General features: G+C 58.8%; 1 protein-coding gene. It reads left to right on the top strand.

Annotated elements, in window-relative coordinates:
• A partial coding sequence (locus SB765_RS34080) for a DUF3971 domain-containing protein (RefSeq protein ID WP_410933086.1) occupies positions 1-233 on the top strand: 233 nt, incomplete at both ends.

The following is a 233-nucleotide window of genomic DNA, read 5'->3' as shown; positions in this document are numbered from 1 at the left end:
GGCGCTTCCGTTACGACAACGGCAATGTGGCCAGTGAGGATCTGCGTGCGAACTGGTTTGGTCAGCCGATGGGCGTGCGTTTCAGCACCAAAGAGAATCCGGACGACTTTGGCGTGAACGTCAAACTTCAGGGCGACTGGCAGCCCGCTAAAATCAGCCAGCTTCCTGCAGCTGTCAGCAAGCAGCTGGGCGGAAATCTGCCGTGGCAGGGCGACGTCAATATTACGCTGCCC

Source organism: Pseudomonas sp. SIMBA_067, assembly GCF_046534675.1.
Classification (GTDB): Bacteria; Pseudomonadota; Gammaproteobacteria; order Pseudomonadales; family Pseudomonadaceae; genus Aquipseudomonas; species Aquipseudomonas putida.
The sequence above is the reverse complement of the archived record's forward strand: the minus strand, read 5'-3'. Positions and strand labels throughout refer to the sequence as shown.